Source organism: Micromonospora desertarenae (assembly GCF_056150265.1).
Genome location: NZ_JAXCFQ010000004.1, coordinates 121338 through 145344 on the forward strand (window position 1 = coordinate 121338; position 24007 = coordinate 145344).

16 protein-coding genes and 1 riboswitch are annotated in these 24007 nt (G+C 73.0%); of the genes, 10 read left to right on the plus strand and 6 right to left on the minus strand.

Translation table 11 applies throughout. The features are described from left to right. Positions 1-44 precede the first annotated feature (44 nt). From SM577_RS09335 to SM577_RS09350, 4 genes are read right to left on the minus strand one after another with little or no spacing between them, the layout of a single operon-like run. The gene (locus tag SM577_RS09335; protein WP_474586691.1) at positions 45-980 is read right to left on the minus strand and encodes a MerR family transcriptional regulator; all 936 of its coding nucleotides are present in this window, start codon (positions 978-980) and stop codon (positions 45-47) included. After that, on the minus strand, positions 970-1581 hold the full coding sequence (idi, locus tag SM577_RS09340; protein ID WP_302920903.1) for an isopentenyl-diphosphate Delta-isomerase: 612 nt from the start codon (positions 1579-1581) through the stop codon (positions 970-972). The genes SM577_RS09335 and idi overlap by 11 nt, the downstream gene beginning before the upstream one ends. A 32-nt stretch (positions 1582-1613) precedes the next feature. Next, complete coding sequence (crtI, locus tag SM577_RS09345) at positions 1614-3095, minus strand: phytoene desaturase family protein (RefSeq protein WP_474580073.1); 1482 nt, start codon at positions 3093-3095, stop codon at positions 1614-1616. A 28-nt stretch (positions 3096-3123) separates the two neighbouring features. Next, a complete protein-coding gene (locus SM577_RS09350; RefSeq protein WP_474586692.1) occupies positions 3124-4278 on the minus strand; it encodes a polyprenyl synthetase family protein in 1155 nt (384 codons plus the stop codon). A gap of 66 nt (positions 4279-4344) precedes the next feature. Between SM577_RS09350 and SM577_RS09355 the strand changes: the two genes are divergently transcribed. Then, positions 4345-5274, plus strand: coding sequence for a phytoene/squalene synthase family protein (locus SM577_RS09355; RefSeq protein ID WP_474586693.1), 930 nt, complete (start codon positions 4345-4347; stop codon positions 5272-5274). 16 nt (positions 5275-5290) lie between these two features. Here the strand turns inward: SM577_RS09355 and SM577_RS09360 are convergent, their stop codons facing one another. Next, the gene (locus SM577_RS09360; protein WP_474586694.1) at positions 5291-6358 is read right to left on the minus strand and encodes a serine hydrolase domain-containing protein; all 1068 of its coding nucleotides are present in this window, start codon (positions 6356-6358) and stop codon (positions 5291-5293) included. Between the two features lie 139 nt (positions 6359-6497). On the opposite strand from SM577_RS09360, the gene SM577_RS09365 reads away from it, so the two are divergent. From SM577_RS09365 to SM577_RS09400, 8 genes are all read left to right on the plus strand, one after another. Then, entirely contained in the window at positions 6498-7973 is a 1476-nt protein-coding gene (locus SM577_RS09365; protein WP_474586695.1) for a dihydrolipoyl dehydrogenase family protein, read from the plus strand. Positions 7974-8088: 115 nt separating this feature from the next. Further along, positions 8089-9087 carry a LacI family DNA-binding transcriptional regulator gene (locus tag SM577_RS09370; RefSeq protein ID WP_474580071.1) on the plus strand — a complete coding sequence of 333 codons (999 nt, stop codon included), beginning with the start codon at positions 8089-8091 and terminating at the stop codon, positions 9085-9087. Positions 9088-9552: 465 nt separating this feature from the next. Continuing rightward, positions 9553-10932 (plus strand): ABC transporter substrate-binding protein, encoded by a 1380-nt coding sequence (locus SM577_RS09375; protein WP_302920911.1) that lies wholly within the window; start codon positions 9553-9555, stop codon positions 10930-10932. Positions 10933-11014: 82 nt separating this feature from the next. Next, entirely contained in the window at positions 11015-11965 is a 951-nt protein-coding gene (locus SM577_RS09380) for a carbohydrate ABC transporter permease (protein WP_302920912.1), read from the plus strand. A gap of 13 nt (positions 11966-11978) precedes the next feature. Further along, on the plus strand, positions 11979-12866 hold the full coding sequence (locus SM577_RS09385) for a carbohydrate ABC transporter permease (protein WP_302920913.1): 888 nt from the start codon (positions 11979-11981) through the stop codon (positions 12864-12866). 99 nt (positions 12867-12965) lie between these two features. Then, the gene (locus SM577_RS09390; protein ID WP_474586696.1) at positions 12966-14615 is read left to right on the plus strand and encodes a glycoside hydrolase family 13 protein; all 1650 of its coding nucleotides are present in this window, start codon (positions 12966-12968) and stop codon (positions 14613-14615) included. 151 nt (positions 14616-14766) lie between these two features. Then, the gene (locus tag SM577_RS09395) at positions 14767-17604 is read left to right on the plus strand and encodes a galactose-binding domain-containing protein (protein ID WP_474586697.1); all 2838 of its coding nucleotides are present in this window, start codon (positions 14767-14769) and stop codon (positions 17602-17604) included. A 125-nt stretch (positions 17605-17729) separates the two neighbouring features. Then, positions 17730-22016, plus strand: coding sequence for a discoidin domain-containing protein (locus SM577_RS09400; RefSeq protein ID WP_474586698.1), 4287 nt, complete (start codon positions 17730-17732; stop codon positions 22014-22016). Positions 22017-22094: 78 nt separating this feature from the next. Here the strand turns inward: SM577_RS09400 and SM577_RS09405 are convergent, their stop codons facing one another. Continuing rightward, positions 22095-22859, minus strand: a complete 765-nt coding sequence (locus tag SM577_RS09405; RefSeq protein WP_474586699.1) for a crotonase/enoyl-CoA hydratase family protein — start codon at positions 22857-22859, stop codon at positions 22095-22097. A 202-nt stretch (positions 22860-23061) separates the two neighbouring features. Further along, positions 23062-23254, plus strand: a riboswitch (cobalamin riboswitch). Positions 23255-23289: 35 nt separating this feature from the next. On the opposite strand from SM577_RS09405, the gene bluB reads away from it, so the two are divergent. Then, positions 23290-23925, plus strand: coding sequence for a 5,6-dimethylbenzimidazole synthase (gene bluB / locus SM577_RS09410; protein WP_474586869.1), 636 nt, complete (start codon positions 23290-23292; stop codon positions 23923-23925). Positions 23926-24007 lie beyond the last annotated feature (82 nt).

Consider the following 24007-nt stretch of genomic DNA (forward strand, 5'->3'; position numbering starts at 1 on the left):
ACCCCACGACGGTAGTGGACGCCCGCCGGGAGCCGGGAGCCCGGTCAGCTCGCCGCCGGCCGGTCCAGCGCGTCCCGGACGGCCACGGCCAGCGCCAACGCCTCGGAGAGATCGACCGGTCGGACCACCCCCGCGGGCAGGGTGTCGGCCCGCCACCCCGGCCCCGCCGCGAGCACCAGCAGCGGCCGGCGGTGCGCCGCCAGCAGGGCGGCGAGCTGGTCCGGATCGGCGGTGGTCCGGGTGTGCGACCAGAGCACCACGGCGGCCGGCCCGGTCCGGTTGACCGCCTCCAGCAGCGCCGGCACCGGCACCCGGGCGCCCAGCATCCGGTAGCCGGCCCCGACCTCGGCCAGCGCGGCGGCCAACGCCTCCAGCGGCAGGCTGTGCTGCTCCTCGTCGGCGCAGGCGAGCAGGATGCGCGGCGGCCCGGGCGGCGCCGCGGCCCGGGCCGCCGCGGCGAGGGCCTCGGAGACGCACCGGGACACCAGGTGCTCCACCTCGACCAGGCCACCGGTGGCGTCGTGTCGCTCGCCGATGCCGACGAGCACCGGGCGCAGCAGCCCGTCCCAGGTGGCGACCACCCCGTCGGTGGCGATCGCCCGGGCGATCGTCTCGCTGATCACCACCGAGTCCAGCCGCATCGCGGCCCGGGCCAGACCGCGGGCCGCCGGCCCCGCCCGGCCCAACGGGATGGTCGGTCCGCCGTCACGACCGACGGCCGTACGCGCCGACGCGCCGGAGGGAACCACGTCCGGGCCCTGGCGGGCCCAGCGGGCCGCCTCGGCCGGGGCCACCCCCTCGGCGGTGAGCCGGCGCATCACCTCCAGCCGGGCGAGGTCGGCCGGTGTGTAGCGCCGGTGGTGCCCCGGGACGTGCTCGCTCGGCCCGAGGCCGTAGCGCTGGTGCCAGGTGCGCAGCGTGGTCACCGCGACCCCGAGTCGCCGGGCGACCGCTCCCGCGCTCAGTGCCTCATCGGCCACCCGGCCGCTCCGGCGCGTCGTCGGCCGGCAGCCCCGGCGGAACCACCGCCGGGCCGGCCAGTTGGCCGTTCGGGTTCAGCAGGCGGTTCACCACCCCGCCCAGCCACGGCGCGTACGCCCGGGGGTCGGCGTCGAGGTCGGCCGCCAGCCCGACCGGATCCACCCAGCGCAGCTCGGCCACCTCGTCGGGGTGCGGGCGCAGCGGGCTGTCCGGCCGGAACTCGCCGCGCAGCACGTGGTCGTACTCGAACTCGACCCGTCCGGTGACCGGATCCTCGGCGTAGTAGACGTACACCCCCACCTCGGTCAGCTCGACCGGGCCGGCGCCCAGCTCCTCGCGGAGCCGGCGGGTCGCGGCCTCGACCGGCGACTGGCCCGGCGTGGGGTGCCCGCAGCAGGAGTTGGCCCAGCGCAGCGGGAAGCGGGTCTTCGCCGCGGCCCGCCGTTGCAGCAGCACCCGGCCGTCCGGGTCGACCAGCAGCACCGAGAAGGCGCGGTGCAGCTGGCCCGGCGGCTGGTGCGCGGCCGACACGCTCGTCTCGCCGACCGCCCGGCCGGTGTCGTCGACGAGTTCGACCTGGTGGCTCTCCCGGGAGGTCACCGGTTCCTGCCCTTCCGTTCCGAGGGGATGGCTCACCGGCCACCGCCGGTGATCCGGCCGGCGGCGAGCTTGCCGGAGATCAGCACCATCGGCACGCCCACCCCGGGCTGGGTGCCGGAGCCCACGAAGACCACGTTCGGCAGGGTGCGGTGCAGGTTGACCGGGCGGAACGGGCCGGTCTGGAACAGGCTGTGCGCGGCGGCGAACGGGGTGCCGGCCGCCATGCCCTGCTCGGCCCAGTCGGCTGGGGTGATGGTCCGGAGCACCTCGACGCCCGCGCCGAAGCCGACGTAGCCGCGCTCCTCCAGCGTGTCGACGAGCTGGTCGGCGTAGCGGCGGCTGAGGTCGCCCCGCCACTCGAACGGCGCCCGGTCGAGGTTCGGCACCGGGGCGAGCACGTAGTAGGTGTGCCGCCCGGCCGGCGCGACCGACGGGTCGGTCCGGCTCGGGTTGGTGACCAGCAGCGACGGGTCGCTCATCAGCCTTCCGCGCCGGATGACCTCGTCGAAGGTGCCCCGCCAGGCCCGTCCGAAGTGGATGTTGTGGTGGGCGATCTTCGAGTAGCCCCGGGTCGAGCCGACGTGCAGCACCACGCAGGACGGCGAGTAGCGCAGCCGCCGCTGCCGGGCCGGCGGCAGCAGGTCACGGTAGGCCACCGGCAGGTCGGGGTTGAGCACCACCACGTCGGCCGGGATCCGCTCGCCGTCGGCGGTCAGCACCCCGGTGGCCCGCCCGCCGGCGGTCTCCACCCGGCTGACCGTGGTGCCGTACCGGATCTGCACGCCGTGCTTCTCGGCCGCGCCGGCCATCGCCCGGGAGACCGCGTGGATGCCGCCGCGCGGGAAGTACACCCCGGCCACCGAGTCGAGGTACGCGATGACCGCGTAGATGGCCAGCGCGTCGTGCGGGGCGAGCCCGGCGTACATCGCCTGGAAGGAGAAGATCCGCCGGGTGCGCGGGTCCCGGAAGAACTGGTCGATCTTGGTCTGGAGCCGGCGGAACGCGCCGCCGGCGAGCAGCCTCAGCAGGTTGCCGGTGAGCAGGTCGGTCGGGGCGTCCAGGTTGCGCTCGATGAAGTCGGCCCGCTCCAGCTGCCACAGCCGCCGGGCGTAGTCGACGAAGCGCAGGTAGCCGTCTGCCTCCCGGGGCCCGCAGACCCGGGAGATCTCGGCGGCCATCCGGGTGGTGTCGGTGATGACGTCGAGCGTCGAGCCGTCCGGGTAGTACGCCCGGTAGGCCGGGTCGAGCGGGGTGAGGTCGAGCCAGTCGGCCAGCTCCTCGCCGACCGCGCCGAGCGCCTCGGCGATCAGGTCGGGCATGGTGAGCACGGTCGGCCCGGTGTCGAACTCGTAGCCGTCGACGCCCAGCCGGCCGGCCCGCCCACCCGGTACCGGCTCGCGTTCCAGCACTGTCACCTGCCGGCCGCTGCCGGCCAGGTGCAGCGCGCAGGCCAGCCCGCCGAGGCCGGCCCCGACCACCACCACCCGGTCGGTGGGTCCGCTCACGGTCCGCACGCGACCACCTCCTTCACGAAGTTGCCCATCATGCCCGCCGGTCGGTGGCGGTGCCGGCGAGGCCGGTGAGCGCCATCCGCGCCGTCTCGTCGATCGACGCGTCGCCGAGCGCGGTGAGCGCCTCCGCCACCCGGTCGGTGATCATCCGCTCGACCCGGTCGACGGCCCCGGTGTCGGCGACCAGCTCGGCCAGCCCGGCGATCTCCCGGTCGTCGCCGCCCGTACCCACCCGGTCCAGCGCCCGGCGCTGGGTCGGGGTGGCGAGCTGCCGGGCCAGCATGAGCAGCACCGTCGGCTTGCCGGTGCGCAGGTCGTCGCCGGCCGGCTTGCCGGTGGTGGCCGGGTCGCCGTAGACCCCGAGCAGGTCGTCGCGGAGCTGGAACGCCTCGCCGACCGCCCGTCCGTAGCGGGTGTAGGCGGTGACGAGCGCGTCGTCGGCGCCGGCGCCGGCCAGGTGGGTGCCGAAGAGCAGTGGCCGCTGCACCGTGTAGCTGGCGGTCTTGTAGCGGGCGACCCGCAGCGCCCGGTCGACCGACCAGCCGGCGGTGTCGCTCTCGCCGAGCACGTCGAGGTACTGCCCGGCCACGGTCTCCACCCGCATCTGGTCGTAGCAGCGGCGGACGTCGAGCAGCCGGGCCGGTGGCACGGCCGCGCGGGCGAGCAGCCGGTCGGCCCAGACCATGCAGAGGTCGCCGATCAGCACCGCGACCGCCTCGCCGAACCGGCGGGGGTCGCCCCGGTGGCCGGCGGCGGCGTGCTGGGCGGCCACCGCCACGTGCACGGTCGGCCGGCCGCGCCGGGTGGTCGAGGCGTCCATCACGTCGTCGTGCACCAGCGCGAAGGAGTGCAGCAGTTCGAGGGCGGCGAGCGCCGGCAGCACCGGTGGCAGCGGCTCGATCGGGCCCACCGCCCCGCGCCAGCCCCAGTAGGCGAACGTCGGGCGGACCCGCTTGCCGCCGGCGAGCACGTGCTCGCGCGCGGTCGCGGCGAAGCCGCCCATCGCCGCGTCGATCCCGGCCAGCGCGTCGACCTCGGCGGTGAGGAAGGCGCCGAGGGTGTCGTCCACCGCCGTGACCAGCTCCCTGGTGTACGCGGCCAGCACCGCGCGGATCGGATCGTCCCGGCCGGCTGAATCTGCCGGCGCGTCGCGAAGCGTATTACCCGCGGATGCGTCGTTGGCCATGCGGCTGAGCGTACCCTAGGGTTGTGAGTTGCGTCGATTGGTGCGTCGATTTTCGAGGGAGGGCCGGTGGACACTGATCTCACCGCTGCCTACGACCGCTGCCGTGAGCTGCACCGACGCCACGGTCGCACCTACTATCTCGCCACCCGGCTGCTGCCCGGGTGGAAACGGCGGCATGTGCACGCCCTCTACGGCTTCACCCGGTACGCGGACGAGATCGTCGACCGCACCGACGACCTGCCCCCGGCCGAGCGCGCCGCCCGGCTCGACGACTGGGGCGGCCGGTTCATGGCGGGCCTGCACGGCCAGCCGCTCGACGACCCGCTGCTGCCCGCCGTGCTGCACACCATCGCCGTCTTCGACCTCGACCACGACGACTTCGCCGCGTTCCTCAAGAGCATGGCGATGGACCTGACCGTCGACTCGTACCGGACCTACGACCAATTGCTCGACTACATGGAGGGTTCGGCGGCGGTCATCGGCACGATGATGCTGCCGATCCTGGGCAGCAGCGATCCGCCGGCGGCCCGGGAACCGGCCCGCCAGCTCGGCTTCGCCTTCCAGCTCACCAACTTCATCCGGGACGTGGCGGAGGACCTGGACCGGGGGCGGACGTACCTGCCGGACGAGGACCTGGCGCGGTTCGGCGTCACCCGCCAGGACCTGGTCGAGGCCCGGGCGCGGGGCCGGGCCACCCGGGCGATCCGGGAACTCGTCGCGTACGAGGTGGGCCGGGCCCGGGCGCACTACGCGGCGGCCGCGCCCGGGATCACCCTGCTCGCACCCGCCTCGCAGGCCTGCATGCGGACCGCGTACGCGCTCTACGGCGGGATCCTCGACGAGGTGGCCGCGCAGGACTACGACGTCTTCGCCCGCCGGGCCGTGGTCGGCCAGCGGCGCCGGCTGACCGTGGCGGCCCGGGCCCTGCTGACCCCGACCGGCACGCCGGTGGTCACCGTCCCCGGGCCGCCGGTGCCGTGCCCGACGGCGCCGTGACCGCCGCTACGGCGGCTCAGAGGCAGCTGTGCAGCGCGTCGACCAGGGCCTCCACCCGGTCGAAGTCAGCCAGCCGGGCGGTCGCGTAGCCGAAGGTGTAGCCGCGGGCCGGGTCGGCCCAGGCGCAGCTGCCACCGATCCCGCCCATGCCCCAGCTGCCGTCCTCCTCCGCCTGCATGCCCAGCGTCCACCGGGTCCGCCGCTCCAGCAGCAGATCCGGGCCGTCGTACTGGACGCGGGTCGCCTCGGCCACCAGTTCCGGGCTGAACAGCCGTACGCCGTCCAGCGTGCCGCCGGCGAGCAGGCCCGCGTACAGGCGGGCCAGGGCGCCCGCGGTCGCGTGCAGGTTGACGGCCGGCACCTCGGCGCCCCGCCACAGCGGGCTGTTCACCATCGCCAGGTCCCGGCCGCCGGGCGGGTTGTCCAGGGCGCGCGCCCGCAGCGAGCCGGGCGTACCGGCCACCCGGACCGGCCATTGCGGATCGCCGTACGACAGGTCGGCGCAGCGGCGCTGGTCCGCCGGGTCCAGCCCGAAACCCAGGTCCAGCCGCCACGGGCCGGCGATCTCCTCGGCCAGGAACCGCCCCACCGACCGGCCGTCCACCCGCCGGACCAGTTCGCCCACCAGGTGCCCGTACGTCCAGGCGTGCTCGCCGGCGACGCTGCCCGGCTCCCACTCCGGCTCGGCGGCGGCCAGGTCGCCGGCGAGCAGGTCCCAGTCGGCGATCGCGGCGGCCGGCCGGGGCACCGGGAAGGCCGGCAGCCCGGCGGTGTGGTCGAGCACCTGCCGGACGGTGGCCGGGGCACGGAAGCCGGGCCAGTGCGCGGCGACCGGGTCGTCCAGCCCGACCCGACCCCGGTCGACCAGCAGCAGCAGGCAGAGCGCCGCCACCGGCTTGCCGACCGAGTAGACGTTGACCAGCGTGTTGGCCCGCCACGGCCGGCCCGGGGACCGCTCGCCGCCGACCACGTCCACCACCGGTGCGCCGTCGTACCAGACGGCCAGGCCGGCCCCGGTCTCCCGGCCGCTGGCGAGCAGGTCCCGGAAGCAGTCGTGGACGGCGGCGAAGCGGGTGTCGGGCATCCGGTCACGGTAGGCGATCGGGGGCGCCGGCCGCGCCGCCATTCCGGTGGCCGCCTCGGCGGGGCGCCGCGGCCGGGGCCGGGCACCTTTTCCGGTGGCCGGCTGGTCCGCCGCCGGTCGCCTGGGGGATGCTGTCCGGGTGGCGGAGCCGGAGCAGGTGGACGTGGTCGTGGTCGGGCTCGGCGTCGGGGGCGAGGAGGTGGCCGGGCGGCTCGCCGAGGCCGGGTTGAGCGTCGTCGGCGTGGAGCGGGACCTGGTCGGCGGGGAGTGCCCGTACTGGGGGTGCATCCCGAGCAAGATGATGATCAGGGCGGCGAACGTCCTCGCCGAGGCGCGCCGGGTCGACGGCCTCGCCGGCACCGCCGAGGTGCGACCGGACTGGGCGCCGGTGGCCCGGCGGATCCGCGAGGAGGCCACCGACAACTGGGACGACCGGGTCGCGGTCGAGCGCTTCGTCGGGCGGGGCGGCCGGTTCGTCCGGGGCAGCGGCCGGCTGACCGGGCCGGGCCGGGTCCAGGTCGGCGACCAGGTGTTCCAGGCCCGCTACGGCGTGGTGCTGGGCACCGGCACCCGGCCGACGGTGCCGCCGATCGACGGGCTGGCCGACACGCCGTACTGGACCAACCACCAGGCGGTCGAGGTCACGGAACTGCCCGAGTCGCTGCTGGTGCTGGGCGGAGGGGCGATCGGGCTGGAGCTGTCGCAGGTCTTCGCCCGGTTCGGGGTCCGGGTCACCGTCGTGGAGGCGCTGGACCGGGTGCTCGCGGTCGAGGAGCCGGAGGCGTCCGAGGTGGTCGCCGCGGCGCTCCGCGCCGACGGGGTGGAGATCCACACCGGGGTGCGGGCGGAGCGGGTCGGCCACGACGGGCAGCGGTTCACCCTGTCCGCCAGCGGCGGCGCCGAGTTCACCGCCGAGCGGCTGCTGGTGGTGACCGGCCGCCGGGCGCACCTGGAGGAGCTCGGGCTGGACTCCGTCGGGGTGGACGCCGGCCAGCGCTACCTGCCGGTCGACGACCGGATGCGGGTCGCCGACGACCTCTGGGCGGTCGGTGACGTGACCGGGGAGGGCGCGTTCACCCACATCGCGATGTACCAGGCGGCGATCGTGATCGCCGACATCCTCGACCGCGCCCGGCACGCGCGGGCGGGTGCGGATCCGAGCGGCACGGCGAGCGTGGTGGGCGGCGCGATGGGCGCGGCCAGCAGCCTCAGCGCCAGCGGGTCGAGCGGCTCGGCCGGCACCGTGCCGCGCGCCGACTACCGGGCGCTGCCCCGGGTCACCTTCACCGACCCGGAGGTGGGCGCGGTCGGGCTGACCGAACAGCAGGCCCGGGCCCGCGGGATCAACGTGCAGGTCGGCTTCACCAAGCTGGGCAGCTCGACCCGGGGTTGGATCCACGGGGTCGGCGACGAGGGCTTCATCAAGCTGGTCGCGGACGCCGACCAGGGGGTGTTGATCGGGGCGACCTCGGTCGGGCCGGCCGGCGGCGAGGTGCTCTCCGGGCTGGTGGTCGCGGTGCACGCGGCGGTGCCGCTCAGCCTGCTCCGGCACATGATCTACGCGTACCCGACCTTCCACCGGGCCATCGAGGACGCGCTGCGCAACCTGTCCTGAGCTGCCGGACGCCGCGGAGCCGGTTGACGGGCGCCGGCAGCGTCCGGCAGAAGTGAGCAGTCGCGCGGCAGATGGCTGCTCATTTCTTTCAGCGCGATGACGTACGATTGCGGCCGTGACGAAGCGGTTGACCGAAGTTGCCAAGAAGGCGGGCGTCAGCGAGGCCACCGTCAGCCGGGTGCTCAACGGCCGGGACGGGGTCTCCGAGGCGACCCGGACGGCGGTGCTGACCGCGCTGGACGTGCTCGGCTACGAGCGGCCGACCAAGCTGCGCGGCGAACGGGCCCGGCTGGTCGGGCTGGTGCTGCCCGAGTTGCAGAACCCGATCTTCCCGGCGCTCGCCGAGGTGGTCACCGGATCCCTCGCCCAGCGCGGGTTCACCCCGGCGCTCTGCGCCCGCACCATCGGCGGCGTCTCCGAGATGGACTACGTGGAGATGCTCCTCGACCACCAGGTCTCCGGGGTGATCTTCGCCGGCGGCTCGTACGCGCTCGCCGACGCCCGGCACGACCACTACCGCCGGCTGACCGACCGGGGCCTGCCGGTGGTGCTGGTCAACGCGGGGGTGGACGAGTTGGGCTTCCCCCGGGTCTCCACGGACGACGCGGTGGCGGTGGAGCAGGCGTACGGGCACCTGCGCTCGCTGGGCCACGACCGGATCGGGATGGTGCTCGGCCCGGAGGGGCACGTGCCGTCCCGGCGCAAGTTGAACGCGATGATCCAGGCCGCGGGCTGGGCCGACGACGAGTTCGTCGAACGCTCCAGCTTCTCGATGGAGGGGGCCCGGGTCGCCGCGACCAAGCTGGTCGAGCGGGGCGTGACCGGCATCATCTGCGCCAGCGACGTGCTGGCCCTGGGCGCCATCCGGGCCGCCCGGCGGCTCGGCCGCGCGGTGCCGGCCGACGTGTCGGTGGTCGGCTTCGACGACTCCGCGTTCATGACCTGCACCGACCCGCCGCTGACCACCGTGCGCCAGCCGATCGAGACGATGGGGCAGGCCGCGGTGGACCTGCTGGTCACCCAGATCGAGGGGGCCGGCGTGCTGCACGACGAGCTGCTGTTCGAGCCCGAACTGGTGGTACGCGGCTCCACCGCCCCCGCACCCGGCCGCTGACCCGGCGCGGCCGGCGGCCACGCCGCTGACCGTCCACCGCCGACTCACCGTCCGGCCACGGACCGCCTCCCTGACTGCCGAGAACGACGCTCCGGCCGTCGACCGCTGCTCGCGGTCGGCGGCCGTTTCGTTGTGGGCCGACGCCGGGTGGACCCCGCGAGATCCACCGGCCGGGAGCTGCCGTCCGGGGCACCGAAAGGGGACGAAGAGCAGGATTCTCGGCGCCGGGGTAAGCCTTGTCCTGATCTCTCGTCATACAGTCGTGTCTTTTCAAAACGGGATCGAAACCTTGCTGGAATCAGTCGCTCTCGTTACAGTGACTCCACTCACACCGGGCCCCCGGCGTAGTCACCGCGGGTCAGGTCGCAGGACGGATACCTCACGTAGCAGGGCATCGGCCGCGGTGACGACCACCGCAGTTCCGCGAAGGTCATGGAGACACTCGTTCCGCGAAGGGATGGACAGATGTCCGTACCGCAGTACCGGAAGGCTGCGGCGTTAGCGCTCGTGGCCGGCCTCGGGCTCAGCCTCACCGCTTGCTCCACGAAGAGCGACGACGCCTCGAACGAGGCAGGTGGCAAGGTCACCATCACCGTCGACTGCCAGCCGGTCGGCTCCCAGAAAGAGCTGTTGCAGAACTGGAACGACGATGTCGCCGAGTTCCAGCGACAGAACCCGGACATCGTCATCAAGAGCGTCAGCGTCGGCGAGCAGTGCAACAACCCGCCGGACTTCACCGCCCGCCTCGCCGGCGGCACCGTCACCGACGTCTTCTACGGGTACATGACCGACCTGGCGCAGGTGCTGGACTCCGGTCAGGCGATGGACATCACCCAGTACGCCACCAAGGACACCATCCCGACCTGGGACAGCATCGACCCGGCGCTCAAGGAGGTCTTCAGCGACGGCGGCAAGCTCTACGCCGTCCCGGTGAAGAACTACTCGATGGGCCTGGTCTACAACAAGGTCCTGTTCCAGCAGGCGGGGCTCGACGTGAACAACCCGCCCAAGACCTGGCCCGAGGTCCGGGCGGCGGCCAAGAAGATCGCCGCGCTCGGCAACGGCATCGCCGGCTACGCCGAGTACAGCGCCGGCAACACCGGCGGCTGGCACTTCACCTCCCTGCTCTACTCGCAGGGCGGCCAGGTGCTGACCGCCGACGGCAAGAAGGCCGACTTCAACAACGCGATGGGCAAGCAGGTCCTGCAGAACCTCAAGGACATGCGGTACGGCGACAACAGCATGGGCAGCCGCCAGCTGCTCCAGTGGGGCGACCTGCTGACCAACGCCGCCGCCGGCAAGGTCGGCATGTTCATCGGCGCGCCGGACACCACCCAGGCGATCGTCAGCCAGTTCCAGGGCAAGTTCCAGGACTGGGCGATGGGCCCACTGCCCGGCCAGGACGGGCCGGCGAAGGCGACGCTCGGTGGCGGCGAGGGGTACTTCTTCAAGAAGGGCCTCACTCCGGAGCAGGTCAAGGCCGGCCTGAAGTGGATCGCGTACCAGAAGCTGACGCCGGGCAAGGGCCAGTTCGACTACGTCCGGTCCAAGCCGCAGAACTACCCGGTCGGTCTGCCCCAGCCGCTGCTCTTCGCCAACGGCAGCGAGGCGCAGAAGCAGGAGCTGGAACTGCGCAAGGCGAACGCGAACGTGGACACCGCGAACTTCGCGATCTTCGAGGCGAACCCGGTCCCGATCAAGGGCGAGCCCCGCAACGCGCAGGCGATCTACGCGGTGCTCGACGCGGCCATGTCGGGTGTGCTGACCAACCCGAACGCGAACATCGACGCGCTGCTCAAGACGGCTGAGGACAAGGTCAACCAACTCCTCGCGGCGGAGAGCTGACCGGTGGTGTGGGGGTCGGTCCGCCGGCCCCCACACCACCGCGCCGCACCGTCCGGTCACCGACTTCCGCGCAGGAGTTGCCTTGACGCTCACCACCCTCCCCGGTGCCACCAGGAAGCCGGGTCGCCCACCGGCTCCGCCCGGACCACTGCCCACCGGCCTCGGCCGCAAGGTACGGGACAACCTCACCGGGCACGCGTTCCTGATCGGCGCGGTGCTCTGCTTCGTGGTCTTCTCCTGGTACCCGATGATCCGCGGCGTCGTGATGAGCTTCCAGCGCACCCGGCGCGGCGAGACCACCTGGGTCGGCTGGGACAACTACGCCCGCATCATCGACGACCCCAGCTTCTGGACCGCGTGGAAGAACACCTTCTACTTCACGGTCCTCGCGCTCGTCCTCGGCTACGCGGTGCCGTTCTTCGTGGCGATCCTGCTCAACGAGTTCCGCCACGCCAAGGGGTACCTGCGGATCCTGGTCTACCTGCCGGTGATGCTGCCGCCCGCCTCGGCGCTCTTCCTTTTCAAGTACTACGCGTACGACCCCAGCGAGGCGGGCCTGTTCAACGCGATCCTCAAGGCGCTGCACCTGCCGACGTCGCAGTGGATGCAGTCGCCGGAGATGACCATGCCGGCGATGGTGATCGCGTCGACCTGGATGAACATGGGCAGCGCGGTGCTGATCTACCTGGCCGCGCTGCAGAACATCCCCGGCGAGCTCTACGAGGCGGCCGAGCTGGACGGCGCCGGGATCTGGCGGCGGATCCGGCACGTGACCATCCCGCAGACCCGGCTGATCCTCGCGCTGCTGGCGATGCTCCAGATCGTCGCCACCATGCAGCTCTTCATCGAGCCGCTGATCCTCGCCAACGGCGCCGGCGCCCAGGACTCGGCGACCTCGGTCGCGTACCTCATCTACCAGCACGGGTTCTTCCAGAACGACCTCAACGGGGCCGCCGCGCTCGGCGTGATCATGCTCGTGGTGCTGGCCGGCTTCTCCGCCGTCTACGTGCGGCTGACCGCGAAACAGGACTAGGACGGACGAGGACATGGCACAGGACTCCGGCACCCGGACCCTCATCTCCCACGCCCAGCTCCGGCGGGGGCGCGGCAAGGTGATCTACTGGACGCTGCTGGCCGTCGTCGTGGTGGTGTTCACGCTCGTCTTCCTCGGGCCGCTCTACTGGATGGTCACCGGCGCGCTCAAGTCCGGCCAGGAGATCGCGCAGACCCCGCCGACGCTGTTCCCCAAGGATCCCCAGCCGCAGAACTACGTGGACGCGTGGCACAACCTGGACCTCGCCAAGCTGCTGTTCAACACGTTCTACTACGCGGCCGGCGCGGTGGCGTTCCAGCTCGTCTTCGACACCGCCGCGGCGTACTCCCTGTCGAAGCTCCGGCCGGTCTTCGGCAACGCGATCCTCGGCCTGATGCTGACCACGCTGATGATCCCGGCGATGGTCCTCATCGTCCCGCAGTACGTGACGGTGATCGACCTGCCGATCCTGCACCTCAACCTGCTCGACTCGCCGTTCGCGATCTGGCTGCCCCTGGTCGCCAACGCGTTCAACATCTTCCTGCTGAAGCGGTTCTTCGACTCGATCCCCGAGGACCTGATGGCGGCGGCCCTGATGGACGGGGCGACGCCGCTGCGCACGCTCTGGTCGATCATCCTGCCGATGTCGCGCCCGATCCTCGGCGTCGTCTCGATCTTCGCGGTGACCGCGGTCTGGAAGGACTTCCTCTGGCCGAAGCTGGTCATGCCGCACCCCGAGACCCGGACGGTCAGCGTCGGCATCTACGCCTTCTCGGGCGGCACGCCGATGAACGTGGTGGTCGCCGCGTCGGTGATCGCCGCGATCCCGACCGTCATCGTCTTCCTGATCTTCCAGCGGAACATCATGTCCGGCCTGACCACCGGCAGCCTCAAGGGCTGACCCCACCACCAGCGCAACCACCCCGGCGAACAACGACGTTCGCCCGACACATCCAGGTCCGGCGGCCCGCCGACGTACCGAGGCAGAAAGCAGGTGCTCGTGTCCACAGCAGACGACGGCCGGTGGTGGCGGGAAGCGGTGATCTACCAGGTCTACCCGCGTAGCTTCGCCGACGGTGACGGCGACGGCATCGGTGACATCGCCGGCATCCGGTCCCGGCTGGACCACCTCGCCGCGCTCGGCGTCGACGCGATCTGGTTCAGCCCCTGGTACCCCTCGCCGATGGCCGACGCCGGCTACGACGTGGCCGACTACCGCGACATCGACCCGGTCTTCGGCACCCTGGCCGAGGCGGAGGCGCTGATCGCGGAGGCGCACGCGCTCGGCATGCGGACCATCGTCGACGTGGTGCCCAACCACTGCTCCGACGCGCACCCCTGGTTCCAGGCGGCACTGGCCAGCCCGGACGCGCCCGAACGGGACCTGTTCTGGTTCCGCCCCGGCCGCGGCCCGGACGGCGCGCGCAAGCCCACCGACTGGGTCTCGCCATTCGCCGGCGACACCTGGACCCGGACCACCAACCCGGACGGCACGCCGGGCGACTGGTACCTGCACCTGTTCGCCCCCGAGCAGCCCGACTTCAACTGGGACCACCCGCGGGTGCGCGCCGAGTTCGAGGACATCCTGCGGTTCTGGCTCGACCGGGGCGTGGACGGCATCCGGATCGACTCCGCGGCGATGCTGGCCAAGGACCCGACGCTGCCGGAGGCGACGCCGGACGGCCCGAGCCCGTTCGTCGACGTGGACGCGGTGCACGAGATCTACCGCGGCTGGCGGCGGATCACCGACAGCTACCCGGGCGGCCGGGCGCTGATCGGCGAGGTCTGGCTCCCCGACCACCAGCGGTTCGCCAACTACCTGCGCCCCGACGAACTGCACGCCGCGTTCAACTTCGACTTCCTCGGCTGCGCCTGGGACGCGGCCGCGCTGCGGGCCTGCATCGACACGACGCTCACCGCCCACGCCCCGGTGGGCGCCCCGGCCACCTGGGTGCTCTCCAACCACGACGTCACCCGGCACGTCACCCGGTACGGCCGGGCGGACACCACGTTCAGCTTCGCCGCCAAGCGCGAGGGCATCCCCACCGACCTGGAGCTGGGCACCCGGCGCGCCCGGGCGGCGGCCCTGCTCTCCCTCTCCCTGCCCGGCGCCGCCTACGTCTACCAGGGCGAGGAACTCGGCCTGTGGGAGGTCGAGGACATCCCGCGCGAGCTGCGCCAGGATCCGATGTACCACCGCTCCGGCGGCGTCGACCCCGGCCGGGACGGCTGCCGCGTCCCGATCCCCTGGACCGGTGACGAGCCGCCGTTCGGGTTCAGCCCCGACGGCGCCGCCGCGCCCTGGCTGCCCCAGCCGGCCGACTGGAAGGACCGGACGGTCCGGGCGCAGACCGGCGACACCACCTCGATGCTCGAGCTGTACCGGGCGGCGATCCGGATCCGGCGGGCCCACCCGGCGCTCGGCGACGGGACGATGGCCTGGCTGCCCGCCCCGGACGGGGTGCTCGCCTTCCACCGCCCGCCCGGCTTCACCTGCCTGGTCAACCTCTCCGCCGCGGCGGTGCCGCTGCCGCCGCACACCGAACGGCTGCTCGCCAGCGGGCCGCTCGACGACGACCTGCTGCCGCCGGACACCGCCGTCTGGCTGCGTACCGCCGAACCGACCCCGGCCGGACCCGAAACGGCCTGACCAGCCGCGGTGCCGGCGGCCCCGTCCCGGCCGCCGGCGCCGCACCGCCCGCCGGTTCGCACCGGCCGACCTCGACAAGGAGGTACGCGACCCCAGCGCCACGCCGCACCGCACGGGGGACCTGGATCGCCACGAAAGGGAGAGCCAGCTCATGCCCGACCACCCCACCGCCACCCCGCCCCGAAGAAGCCGGGCCCGCGCGGGCGTCGCCGCCCTCGCCGGCGCCGCCCTCACCGCGACCACGCTCACCGCCGTCGCACTGACCAGCACCGCCACCCCCGCCTGGGCCGCCGGGATCTCCCCGTTCGACATCCCCGGCCGGGGCGCGACCGTCCCGTTCGTCGAGCACGAGGCGGAGGAGGTCGCGCACACCGGCACGAAGATCGGCCCGGACCGGCGCTACGGCACCCTGCCGTCCGAGGCCTCCGGCCGGGAGGCGGTCACCCTCGACGCCGTCGGCGAGTACGTGGAGTTCACCCTGACCGCGCCGGCCAACGCGGTCACCTTCCGGTACAGCCTGCCGGACAACGCCGCCGGCACCGGCCGGGACGCCAGCATCGACCTGCGGGCCAACGGCGCCCTGGTCAAGGCGGTGCCGGTGACCTCCCGGTACGGCTGGTACTACGGCGGCTACCCGTTCAACAACAACCCGGGCGACACCAACCCGCACCACTTCTACGACGAGACCCGGACCATGTTCGGCGCCACCTACCCGGCCGGTACGAAGATCCGGCTCCAGGTCTCCTCGACCGCCCAGTCGCCCACCTTCACCATCGACCTGGCCGACTTCGAACTGGTCGGCGACCCGATCGGCAAGCCCGCCGGCGTCCTCGACGTGGTCACCGACTTCGGCGCCGACCCGACCGGCGCCACCGACTCCACCGCGAAGTTCCAGGCCGCGGTGGACGCCGGACGCGCCCAGGGCCGCGCGGTCTGGATCCCGACCGGCACCTTCACCCTGTGGGACCACGTGGTCGTCGACGGGGTGACGCTGCGCGGCGCCGGGCCGTGGTACTCGGTGCTCGGCGGCCGGCACCCCACCGACCGCAAGCGCGCCGCCGGCATCTACGGCAAGTACGTCCCCGGCGGCGGCTACAGCGGCGAGATCCGCCCGCACGAGGCCGGCGGCCCGAGCCGCAACGTCACCCTGCGGGACTTCGCCATCATCGGCGACATCCGCGAGCGGGTGGACGAGCACCAGGTCAACGCCATCGGCGGGGCCATGTCGAACTCGGTGGTGGACAACGTCTGGATGCAGCACACCAAGGTCGGCGCCTGGATGGACGGCCCGATGGACAACTTCACCATCCGCAACAGCCGGATCCTCGACCAGACGGCGGACGGGGTGAACTTCCACTGGGGCGTCACCAACTCCACTGTCACCAACACCTTCGTCCGCAACACCGGCGACGACGCCCTGGCGATGTGGGCGCAGAGCGTGCCGAACGTCAACAACTCCTTCACGTTCAACACCATCGGCGTGACCATCCTCGCCAACCACCTGGTCACCTACGGCGGCCGGGACATCCGGATCACCGACAACGTGACCGCCGACTCGGTCACCAACGGCGGCGGCATCCACGTCGCCAACCGCTACCCCGGCGTCAACGGCCCGACCGCCGTCGCCGGGACGATCACGGTCGCCCGGAACACCCTGATCCGCAACGGCAACTCCGACTACAACTGGCGCTTCGGGGTCGGCGCGATCTGGTTCTCGGCGCTGAACGAGCCGATCCAGGGCGCGGCGATCACCGTCACCGACACCGACATCCTGGACAGCTCGTACGCGGCGCTGCACTGGATCGAGGGCGCCACCAGCGGGATCAGCTTCACCAACGTGCGCATCGACGGCGCCGGCACGTACGCCCTCCAGGTGCAGGCACCCAGCCAGGTCTCCTTCACCAACGTACGGGCCACCGGGATCGCCCAGGCCAACCCGATCCACAACTGCGTCGGCAGCGGCTTCCAGATCACCCAGGGGCCCGGCAACTCCGGCTGGTACACGGCCACCCCGTACTGCGGGCCCTGGCCGGAGCCGCAGTGGGGCGGCGGCCCGACCAGCCCACCGCCGACCACCACCCCGCCGCCGACCACCCCGCCGCCCACCGGCGGGAACCTGGCCGCGGGCCGGCCGGTGACCGCCACCAGCTCCACCCAGAACTACGTGGCGGCGAACGCGGTGGACGGCAGCGCGGCCAGCTACTGGGAGAGCGCCAACAACGCGTTCCCGCAGACACTCACCGTCGACCTGGGCGCGGCCCGCGCCGTCGGCCGGGTGGTGTTGAAGCTGCCCGCCGGCTGGGAGCGGCGCACCCAGACCCTGTCGGTGCTCGGCTCCACCGACGGCTCGTCGTGGGCCACGCTCGCCGGCTCGGCCGGCCGCACCTTCGACCCGGCCAGCGGCAACACCGCCACCATCGCCCTGCCGGCCGGTGACCGTCGCTACGTCCGGCTGAGCTTCACCGGCAACACCGGCTGGCCGGCCGGCCAGGTCGCCGAGTTCGAGGTGTACGGCGACGGCGGCACCCCGCCACCCACCACCCCGCCACCGACCACGTCGCCGCCACCGACCGGCAACCTGGCGCTCGGCCGGCCCGTCGCGGAGACCAGCCACGCCGACGTGTACGTGGCCGCCAACGCGGTCGACGGCAACCCGAACACCTACTGGGAGAGCGCCAACAACGCCTTCCCGCAGTCGGTGACGGTCGACCTGTGTGCGGCCCGTCCGGTGTCCCGGGTGGTGCTGAAGCTGCCGCCGTCCCCGGCCTGGCAGACCCGTACCCAGACGCTGTCGGTGCTCGGGTCCACCGACGGCTCGTCGTGGGCCACGCTCGCCGGCCCGGCCGGCCGCACCTTCGACCCGGCCACGGGCAACACGGTGTCGATCACCGTGCCGGCCGGTGACCGCCGGTACGTCCGGATCACCGTCACCGGCAACACCGGCTGGCCGGCGGGCCAGCTCGCCGAGTTCGAGGTCCACGCCACCTGACGTGTGGGCGGGGCCCCGTACGCCGACCGGGGCCCCGCCCACGCCGCACCACCGCACCGCAACACCCGCACCGCAACACCCCGCACACGCCTCTCCACGTCCCCGGAAGAAGGTGTCCCCCCACCATGTCCAGATTCCGTACCCGGGTCGTCGCGGCGCTCGCCGTGCTCGGCCTCGCCGTCACCGCGGCCCCCGCGCCGCCGGCCGCCGCGGCCGGCGGACCCAACCTCGCCGCCGGCCGGAACGCCGCGGCCAGCAGCGTCAACGGCCCGTACGCCGCGGCCAACCTCACCGACGGGAACCCGTCGACCTACTGGGAGAGCAGCGGCGCCCTCCCGCAGTGGGCCCAGGTCGACCTGGGCTCGGCCCGGTCCGTCGACCAGGTCAAGCTGAAGCTCCCGGCCGGCTGGGAGGCGCGCACCCAGACGCTGTCGGTGCAGGGCAGCGCGGACGGCAGCGGCTTCGGCACCATCGTCGCCTCGGCCGGCCGGCAGTTCAGCCCGGCCAACGGCAACACCGTCACCCTCGACTTCCCGGCCACCACCACCCGGTACGTCCGGGTGGCCATCACCGCCAACACCGGCTGGGGCGCGGCGCAGCTCGCCGAGCTGGAGGTCTACGGCGCGGCCACCTCCTCGGCGAACCTGGCGGCCGGTCGGAGCATGACCGCGAGCGCCCACGCGGACGTCTACGTCGCCGGCAACGCCAACGACGGTAACCAGGGCAGCTACTGGGAGAGCGCGAACAACGCCTTCCCGCAGTGGCTCCAGGTCGACCTCGCGGCCACGGTGAGCGTCAACCGGCTGGTGCTCAAGCTGCCCGCCGGCTGGGACGCCCGTACCCAGACGATCACCGTGCAGGGCGGCACCAACGGCGCCACCTTCAGCACCATCGTCGCCTCGGCCGGGTACGCGTTCACCCCCGGCGCCAACAACACCGTGACCATCACCTTCACCGCGGCCAGCACCCGCTACCTGCGGCTGCTCTTCACCGGCAACACCGGCTGGCCCGCCGGTCAGCTCTCCGAGCTGGAGGTCTACGGCCCGACGACCGGTGACACCCAGCCGCCGTCCGCGCCCGGCAACCTCGCCTACACCGAGCCGGCGAGTGGGCAGATCCGGCTGACCTGGTCGGCGTCGACCGACAACGTCGGGGTGACCGGCTACGACGTCTACGCCAACGGCACCCTGCGCACCAGCGTCAGCGGCAGCACGCTGGCGTACACCGACAACCAGCCGACCAGCGCCACCGTCAGCTACGTCGTCCGGGCCCGGGACGCGGCGGGCAACGTGTCGGCCGACAGCAACACGGTGACCCGGAACGGCAGCTCCGGCGACACGGTCGCGCCGACCGCGCCGGGCAACCTGGCGTACACCCAGCCGGCCGCCGGGCAGATCCGGCTGACCTGGTCGGCGTCGACCGACAACGTCGGGGTGACCGGCTACGACGTCTACGCCAACGGCGCGCTGCGGGGCAGCGTGAACGGCTCCACCCTCAGTTGGACCGACAACCAACCGGACACCGCGACCGTCTCCTACGTCGTCCGGGCCCGGGACGCGGCGGGCAACACCTCGGCGAACAGCAACACGGTGACCCGCACCGGCAGCACGCCGGGCGGCAGCAACCTCGCGGTCGACAAGCCGATCACCGCCTCGTCGATGGTGCACGTCTTCGCCGCGGCCAACGCCAACGACGACGACGTCACCACCTACTGGGAGGGCGCGCCCGGGGCGTACCCGAGCACGTTGACCGTGGCGTTGGGCGCGAACGCGAGCATCAGCGCGCTGGTGGTGAAGCTGAACCCGGACCCGGTCTGGGGCCCGCGTACGCAGACCTTCCAGGTGCTCGGCCGGGAGCAGTCGGCCTCCGGGTTCGGCACGCTGGTCGGCTCGGCGACGTACTCGTTCAGCCCGGCCAGCAGCAACACGGTGACCATCCCGGTGTCGGCGACCGCCGCCGACGTCCGGCTCCAGTTCACCGCCAACTCCGGCTCGTCCAACGGCCAGGTCGCCGAACTCCAGGTGATCGGCGTGCCGGCGCCGAACCCGGACCTGACCGTCACCGGGATCACCGCAGCCCCCGCCGCGCCGGTGGAGACCGACGCGATCACCCTCTCCGCCACCGTGCGCAACGCCGGCACGGCGGCCTCCGCCGCCACCACCGTCGACTTCCACCTGGGTACGACGAAGGTCGGCACCGCCTCGGTCGGGGCGCTGGCGGCCGGCGCGTCGACCACCGTCTCGGCGAACATCGGGCCGCGCAACGCCGGCAGCTACCAGGTCGGCGCCACCGTCGACCCGGCGAACACGGTGATCGAGCAGAACGAGGCGAACAACGGCCACACCAGCCCGACCGCGCTCACGGTCAGCCCGGTGGCCAGCTCCGACCTGGTCGCCTCGGCGGTGACCTGGTCGCCCGGCACGCCGAGCGCCGGCGCCACTGTCAGCTTCGCGGTGACCATCCGCAACCAGGGCACTGTCGCCTCGGCGAGCGGCGCGCACGGCATCACGCTGACCGTGCTGAACGACACCGGCGCGGTGGTCCGTACGCTGACCGGCTCGTACACCGGCACCATCGCCGTCGGGGGCAGCGCCGGCCCGGTCAACCTGGGCACCTGGACCGCCGCCAACGGCCGGTACACGGTCCGGGTGGTGCTCGCCGACGACGCCAACGAACTGCCGGTGAAGCGGCAGAACAACACCAGCGACCGGTCGCTCTTCGTGGGCCGCGGCGCCAACCTGCCGTACGACATGTACGAGGCCGAGGAGGGCTCGGTCGGCGGCGGGGCACAGGTGGTCGGGCCGAACCGGACCATCGGCGACCTGGCCGGGGAGGCGTCCGGCCGGCGGGCGGTGACCCTGAACAGCACCGGCGCGTACGTCGAGTGGACCACCCGGGCCCCGGCCAACGCCCTGGTGACCCGCTTCTCCATCCCGGACGCGCCGGGCGGCGGCGGGATCACCTCGACCTTGAACATCTACGTCAACGGGGTGCTGCACAAGCCGATCAGCCTCACCTCGAAGCACATCTGGCTGTACGGCGCGGAGGCCAGCCCGAGCGACTCGCCCAGCGCCGGCCCGCCCCGGCACATCTACGACGAGGCGAACATCCTGCTGGACTCCACCATCCCGGCGGGCAGCCGGATCCGGTTGCAGAAGGACCCGGCCAACAGCACCACGTACGCCATCGACTTCGTGAACCTGGAGCAGGTGGCGCCGCGGGCCAACCCGGACCCGGCGCGGTACCGGGTGCCGAACGGGTTCAGCCACTCCGACGTGCAGAACGCGCTGGACGCGGTCCGGATGGACACCACCGGCAACCTGATCGGCGTCTACCTGCCGGCCGGCACGTACGAGACAGCGCAGAAGTTCCAGGTCTACGGCAAGGCGGTCAAGGTGGTCGGCGCGGGCATGTGGTTCACCCGCTTCCAGACGCCGGTCGGCCAGCAGAACACCGACGCCGGCTTCCGGGTGGAGTCCTCGGCCAGCGGGTCGTCCTTCGAGCACCTGGCCTTCTTCGGCAACTACACCAACCGCATCGACGGCCCCGGCAAGGTCTGGGGCGAGCTGCGCGACGTCGACAACCTGACGCTGGACAACGTCTGGGTCGAGCACACCGTCTGCGCGTACTGGGGGGTGAGCGTCAGCGGCCTGAAGATCACCAACAGCCGCTTCCGGAACACCTTCGCCGACGCCGTCAACATGACCAACGGCAGCACCAACAACCTGGTCAGCAACTCCGAGGGCCGGTCCAACGGCGACGACGCGTTCGCCCTCTTCTCGGCCGTCGACCAGGGCGGGTCCACGGCCAACCACGGCAACGTCTTCGAGAACCTGACCGCCACGCTCACCTGGCGGGCGGCCGGGATCGCCGTGTACGGCGGCTACGACAACATCTTCCGCAACCTCTACATCGCGGACATGCTGACGTACTCCGGCATCACGATCAGCTCGCTGGACTTCGGCTACCCGTTCATCGGGTTCGGCGCCAGCCCGCCGACCCAGTTCCAGAACATCTCGCTGATCCGGGCCGGCGGTCACTTCTGGGGTGCGCAGACCTTCCCGGCGATCTGGGTCTTCTCGGCGTCGAAGGAGTTCCGCGGCATCCGCGTCTCGGACGTGGACATCGTCGACCCCACGTACTCCGGGATCATGTTCCAGACGAAGTACAACGGGGGCCAGCCGGAGAACCCGATCACCGACACGGTCTTCACCAACGTGTCGATCTCGGGGGCCCGGCGCAGCGGTGACGCGTTCGACGCCAAGTCGGGCTTCGGCATCTGGGTCAACGAGATGCCGGAGCAGGGTCAGGGCCCGGCCGTCGGCTCGGCCACCTTCGTGAACCTGCGGCTGACCGACAACTGGCAGGACATCCGCAACACCACCTCCACCTTCACCATCAACCGCAGCTGAGCGGCACCGGATCGGGCGCCGCCGGGAGGACCAGCCTCCCGGCGGCGCCCGTCCCTCGGCTCCGATGCGGTCGCGGCGTCAGTCGGCCGGGGCGCCGTGCCGGCCGGCGCCGGCAGTGAACCGGGCCGCCCCGGCCGCCGCGTCGGCGGCCAGCGAGTCCATCCCGTACGCCAGCTCGGTGGCGAGCGCCGCCGGCTCCGGCAGGCCCGCGCCGGCCAGCACCGAGGCCCGGTCGTTGCGCAGGCAGGTCTGCGGGTGCCGGGCGATCTCGGCGGCCAGCCGCTCGGCCGCCGCCCGCGCCTCACCCGGCGCGACCAGCCGGTTCACCAACCCCATGGCGTACGCCTCGTCGGCCGGTACCGGCCGGCCGGTGAGGATCAGGTCCATCGCCCGGCTCTCGCCGACCAGCCGGGGCAGCCGGACCGTCCCGCCGTCGATCAACGGCACCCCCCACCGCCGGCAGAACACCCCGAGCACCGCGTCGGACTCGGCCACCCGCAGGTCGCACCAGAGCGCCAGCTCCAGCCCGCCGGCCACCGCGTACCCGGAGATGGCGGCGATCACCGGCTTGGTCAGGGTCAGCCGGGTCGGGCCCATCGGGCCGTCGCCCTCCGCCTCGACCCGGTTGCCGCTGGGCGTGCCGATCGCCTTCAGGTCGGCCCCGGAGCAGAACGTGCCGCCGGCGCCCCAGAGCACGGCCACCGCCGCGTCGGGATCGGCGTCGAAGGCCCGGAACGCGTCGGCCAGTGCCCGGGCGGTCGGCCCGTCGACGGCGTTGCGCGCCGCCGGCCGGTCCAGGATCACCGTGGTCACCGGCCCGTCCCGCTCGACCCGTACGCCCATCGGCACAGCATGCCCCCGGCGGTGCCGGCACGCCAGGGGGTGACCGTCAGTGGTCTCGGGCTCCGTCCCTTCGCACCACGGTCGCGCCGAGCGCGGCCCCGACCACTCAGGAACCACAGTGGTTGTGGGGCTCCGGCCCGCGACCGGATTACCACCCGCCCGGGTGTCCGGCGACCGGGCGCGGGGCTAGCATCACCGACGGCACGATCATGCGAGGTGCCCCGCGCGAGCGGGGAGAATCGGGAAGCCGGTGGAAATCCGGCACGGGCCCGCCGCGGTGACCGGGGAGCCACCGTCCACGCGCAGCAGCGCAGCCACTGGCCCGACGGCCGGGAAGGCGGGCGGCCAGGCGTCGATCCGGGAGTCCGAAGACCGGCCTCGCGTCCGGTGCCCACGCCGGGGCGTGGGCCGAGCGCAGCGGGAGCCTGCCCTGAACACCGAGCTGTACGACGTCATCCACCGCCGCCGGGACGTGCGCGCCCAGTTCACCGGCGCGCCGGTGCCCGAGGAGGTGCTGCACCGGATCCTCACCGCGGCGCACGCCGCGCCGAGCGTCGGCTACTCCCAGCCCTGGGACTTCGTCGTGGTCCGCGACCCCGAGCTGCGGCGCCGCTTCCACGACCACGTACGCACCGAGCGGGAGACGTTCGCCGCCACGCTGGACGGCGCGGCGGCCGAGACGTTCGCCCGCATCAAGATCGACGGCGTGCTGGAGTCGACCCTGTCGATCGTGGTCACCTACGACCCGGCCCGGGGCGGCCCGGCCGTGCTGGGCCGCCACGCCATCGCCGACACCGGGCTCTACTCGGTCTGCCTGGCCATCCAGAACCTCTGGCTGGCCGCCACGGCCGAGGGACTCGGCGTCGGTTGGGTGTCCTTCTACCGGGAGCCGTGGCTGGCCGACCTGCTGGGGATCCCGCCCGGCATCCGGCCGGTGGCCTGGCTCTGCCTGGGCCCGGTCACCCACCTCGAGTCCGTGCCCGACCTGGCCCGGCACGGCTGGCGGCAGAAGCGGCCGCTGGCCGACGCCGTCCACCAGGACCGCTGGGCGGAACCGGCCCGGTGATCCCGGACCGGGCCGTCGCCCGGTCGCCACGCACCGCGGCGGATCCGTCACCGCCGACCGGTTTGCGACCGCGAACGCCGGG

Excerpts from the sequence above, each read along its gene's own strand:
- SM577_RS09395 (WP_474586697.1), top strand. The coding sequence starts at position 14,767 with ATGCCCGACCACCCCACCGCCACCCCGCCCCGAAGAAGCCGGGCCCGC.
- SM577_RS09350 (WP_474586692.1), bottom strand. The coding sequence starts at position 4,278 with ATGGCCAACGACGCATCCGCGGGTAATACGCTTCGCGACGCGCCGGCA.
- SM577_RS09385 (WP_302920913.1), top strand. The coding sequence starts at position 11,979 with ATGGCACAGGACTCCGGCACCCGGACCCTCATCTCCCACGCCCAGCTC.
- SM577_RS09405 (WP_474586699.1), bottom strand. The coding sequence starts at position 22,859 with ATGGGCGTACGGGTCGAGCGGGACGGGCCGGTGACCACGGTGATCCTG.
- SM577_RS09400 (WP_474586698.1), top strand. The coding sequence starts at position 17,730 with ATGTCCAGATTCCGTACCCGGGTCGTCGCGGCGCTCGCCGTGCTCGGC.
- SM577_RS09375 (WP_302920911.1), top strand. The coding sequence starts at position 9,553 with ATGTCCGTACCGCAGTACCGGAAGGCTGCGGCGTTAGCGCTCGTGGCC.
- SM577_RS09360 (WP_474586694.1), bottom strand. The coding sequence starts at position 6,358 with ATGCCCGACACCCGCTTCGCCGCCGTCCACGACTGCTTCCGGGACCTG.